Source organism: Streptomyces sp. 8N706 (assembly GCF_052245415.1).
Classification (GTDB): domain Bacteria; phylum Actinomycetota; class Actinomycetes; order Streptomycetales; family Streptomycetaceae; genus Streptomyces.
On sequence record NZ_JBQQBW010000215.1, the window covers coordinates 1 to 4,056 of the forward strand.

At 69.4% G+C, this 4,056-nt stretch carries 3 protein-coding genes; all 3 read right to left on the reverse strand.

Features of this window, described 5'->3' with window-relative positions:
* Positions 1-476: TerD family protein (locus ACTWQE_RS33745; RefSeq protein ID WP_443332907.1), on the reverse strand; the 476-nt coding region annotated here is incomplete at its 3' end.
* A gap of 329 nt (positions 477-805) precedes the next feature.
* Complete coding sequence (locus ACTWQE_RS33750) at positions 806-1,384, reverse strand: TerD family protein (RefSeq protein WP_443332908.1); 579 nt, start codon at positions 1,382-1,384, stop codon at positions 806-808.
* A gap of 252 nt (positions 1,385-1,636) precedes the next feature.
* Positions 1,637-3,805, reverse strand: coding sequence for an excinuclease ABC subunit UvrB (uvrB, locus tag ACTWQE_RS33755; protein ID WP_443332909.1), 2,169 nt, complete (start codon positions 3,803-3,805; stop codon positions 1,637-1,639).
* Between the last annotated feature and the right edge of the window lie 251 nt (positions 3,806-4,056).

Below are 4,056 nucleotides of genomic sequence, written 5' to 3' on the forward strand. Positions count from 1 at the left end.
GCCGCCAGACCGCCCGCATAGCCCTGACCGACGGCGCGCACCTTCCAGGCGCCCTGTCTGCGGTACAGCTCAAGGGCGACGACCGCTGACTCCGACTCCAGATCGGTGATGGTGTAGCTGGCGACCTCGGTGCCGTCGAGGCCGGTCACAGCGACGAACGGCGCGGCGAGGGCCCCGAAGCGCACCGGCCCGCCGACACCGGTCGGCAGGGCGAGCAGCACATTCACCCGGTGAACGGTCTCGGGGAGGGCACCGAGGTCCACGGCGAGCCGGTGGTCGGCCGCGGCCTGCTGGGAGACTTCGAGGCCCGGGAGGTTCGGCGAGGCGGGGTGGGCCACCCATTCCGCGCCCCGTACGGTGCCCCGCTCGTCGCCCAGCGTGGCTCCGGCCACGACCGGCTTGCCCGCCGACACGCGGATCTCCAAACGGGTCCGGGGCAGTGGGTGGTTCTGCCCACGCACCAGTTCGGCCGTCATCGTGCGTCCCCCTCGTCGTTTCCTGCGTACGGTCCCGCGGCGGGTTCCCGTACGTCGCGCGTGCTGTTCCCCGCGGACGGTCCCGCGGGGATGGCCGCCCGCCCTCGGTGCGCGCGACGCCGCGGGCCGGCCCTGTCGCCCCATGTGCGGTGTGGTGCTGCGTGCGGTGCGGTGCTGCGTGCGGTGCGGTGTGGTGCAGTGGCACCGGCCTTGCTGCTGCGGGTGGTGCCGGGCGCCTGGTACGTGTGGTGCCCGCACGGCCCCCGGGGCCTGGGGCCGCCGGGAGCCGTCAGTGCTGCTCCGTGCCCCTGCGCCGGGGCGGGCCCTGCTTACAGATGCGGCAGGATCGCCGGCATCAGGTCCTGGAACGTACGGCCGTTGGCGGGGTTGCCGACGGCTGTCATCTGCCAGCCGCTGCCGGACCGGTGCACCTTCGCCATGATCTGGGCGGTGTACTGACCTCCGCCGGTCAGGGTGTAGCGCGCCAGCTCCTGGCCATTGGTCTCGTCGACGATACGACAGAAGGCGTTCTGCACCTCGGCGAACGTCTGCCCGGTGAAGGAGTTCACCGTGAAGACGATCTGGTCGATGTGGACCGGCACTCGCTGGAGATCGACGAGGATGGCCTCGTCGTCGCCGCCCTGGCCCGCGCCGCCCACCACGTTGTCGCCGGTGTGCCGCACGGAGCCGTCGTCGCTGACGAGGTGACGGAAGAAGACCACGTCCACCGGCTGCTTGTCGGCGAACAGCACGGCCGACGCGTCGAGGTCGATCTCCCTCGTACGGGATCCGAACAGTCCTCGGCGAGGAGCCGCCTGCCAGCCCAGGCCCATCCGCACCGCGGTCAGGGCGCCCCCGTCGGACTTCTGCAGGCTGATGCCCTGCCCTTTGGACAAGTTGACGCTCACGCGCTGTCCCTTCTCGAACAATCCCCATCCACCGCCTGTTTGGGCGGTTCGACTGAAACCCTACGCAGTGCGACGGACAGCGAGGCACGGCGCACCCCGATTTGTGGCGCTCTTGCAACACAGAGCGAACGGTCCTGCCGGGCAGGGCCTGGGACGGGCGGCCGCGGTGGTCGTATTCCGGTGGGGCCCGGCCGGTGACCGGTCGGACCCACCGGACCGGCCGGTGACCGGTCGGGTCCGGTGCCACGCGGGTCAGGAGAGCCCCACCTCCCTCATCTGCCGCAGCTCCTTCTTCAACTCCTTCACCTCGTCGCGCAGTCGCGCCGCGACCTCGAACTGGAGCTCCGCCGCCGCGGCGCGCATCCGCTCGGTCATGTCCTCGATCAGTTGAGCGAGTTCGGCAGCAGGCCGGTCGGTGAGAGCGCCCTTCCCCCCGGCGCCCTTGCCACCCTTGGCGCCCTTGGTCCCCTTGCTTCCCTTGCTGCCGCTGTCGGCTGCCGCGCCCGCGCCGCTCAGCGCGGGAACGGGGGCCGCCTTGCCTTCCTTGGCGCTGCGGTATCCGGTGCCCAGCAGCTCCTCGGTGTCGACCTCCTCACGGGCGATGGCCGCCACGATGTCGTTGATCTTCTTCCGCAGCGGCTGCGGGTCGATACCGCGCTCCGTGTTGTACGCGATCTGCTTCTCCCTGCGGCGGTTGGTCTCCTCGATGGCCTTCTCCATGGCCGGGGTCACCTTGTCCGCGTACATATGGACCTGGCCGGAGACGTTCCGTGCCGCGCGGCCGATGGTCTGGATCAGCGACGTCCCGGAGCGGAGGAAACCCTCCTTGTCGGCGTCGAGGATGGCGACCAGCGACACCTCCGGCAGGTCGAGGCCCTCACGCAGGAGGTTGATGCCGACCAGCACGTCGTACTCACCGGCGCGCAGCTCCCGCAGCAGTTCGACGCGGCGGAGCGTGTCGACATCGCTGTGCAGATAGCGCACCTGGATGCCGAGCTCGAGGAAATACTCGGTCAGGTCCTCGGCCATCTTCTTGGTGAGGGTGGTGACCAGGACGCGCTCGTCCTTCTCCGACCGCGTACGGATCTCGTGCACCAGGTCGTCGATCTGTCCCTCGGTCGGCTTGACGACCACCTCGGGATCGACGAGGCCGGTGGGCCGGATGATCTGTTCGACATGACCGTCGGAGCGGGAGAGCTCGTACTGCCCGGGGGTCGCCGACAGGTAGACCGTCTGGCCCACCCGGCCCAGGAATTCCTCCCACTTCAGCGGTCGGTTGTCCATCGCCGACGGCAGCCGGAAACCATGCTCCACCAGCGTCCTCTTACGGGAGGCGTCACCCTCGTACATGGCGCCGATCTGCGGCACGGTGACATGTGACTCGTCGATGACCAGGAGGAAGTCCTCCGGGAAGTAGTCCATGAGGGTGTTCGGTGCGGAGCCGGACGCACGGCCGTCGATGTGCAGCGAGTAGTTCTCGATGCCGGAGCAGCTGCCGATCTGCCGCATCATCTCGATGTCGTACGTGGTGCGCATACGCAGCCGCTGGGCCTCCAGCAGCTTGCCCTGCTTCTCCAGACGGGCCAGCTGCTCCTCCAGCTCGGTCTCGATGCCGGAGATGGCCTTCTCCATACGCTCCGGACCGGCCACGTAGTGGCTGGCCGGGAAGACGTACAGCTCCCGGTCCTCGCTCATGACCTCGCCCGTCACCGGGTGCAGCGTGGAGAGCGCCTCGATCTCGTCGCCGAACATCTCGATCCGGACGGCCAGCTCCTCGTAGACCGGGAAGATCTCGATGGTGTCGCCGCGCACCCGGAAGGTGCCACGGGTGAACGACAGGTCGTTCCGCGTGTACTGGATGTCGACGAAGCGACGCAGCAGCTGGTCGCGGTCGATCTCCTCGCCGACCTTGAGCGGGACCATACGGTCGACGTACTCCTGTGGGGTGCCCAGGCCGTAGATGCAGGAGACGGATGCCACCACGACCACGTCACGCCGGGTGAGCAGGGAGTTCGTCGCCGAGTGGCGCAGCCGCTCCACCTCCTCGTTGATCGAGGAGTCCTTCTCGATGTAGGTGTCCGACTGGGGGACGTACGCCTCGGGCTGGTAGTAGTCGTAGTACGAGACGAAGTACTCGACGGCGTTGTTCGGCAGGAGCTCGCGGAACTCATTGGCGAGCTGGGCTGCCAGGGTCTTGTTCGGCGCCATCACGAGCGTCGGCCGCTGGAGCTTCTCGATCATCCAGGCGGTGGTCGCCGACTTGCCGGTGCCGGTGGCGCCGAGCAGCACGACGTCCTTCTCGCCCGCCTGGATGCGCCGCTCCAGCTCGGCGATGGCCGTGGGCTGGTCGCCGCTGGGCTGGTAGGAGCTGACGACCTCGAAGGGCGCCACAGTGCGTTCGATCTTGGATACGGGCCGCATGGATCCACGGTACGACTCACCACTGACAAACAGGCTCGGGTACGGCCCCGGCCCCCGCTGACCAGGGCCGCGGCGAGGCAGGCCCTCGGCGGGAGGAGAGCCGGCCCGTGGCACCCATGGCACCCGTCGCCGTCCTGGTCGTTGCGGCCGTCCCCGGCGGGGTGGGTCCGGTGGGCGCCACCGGGCGTCCCCGGCGGGGTGGGGCCCGGTGGGAGCCACCGACGGACGCCGGAGGGGTGAGGACGGCGAGT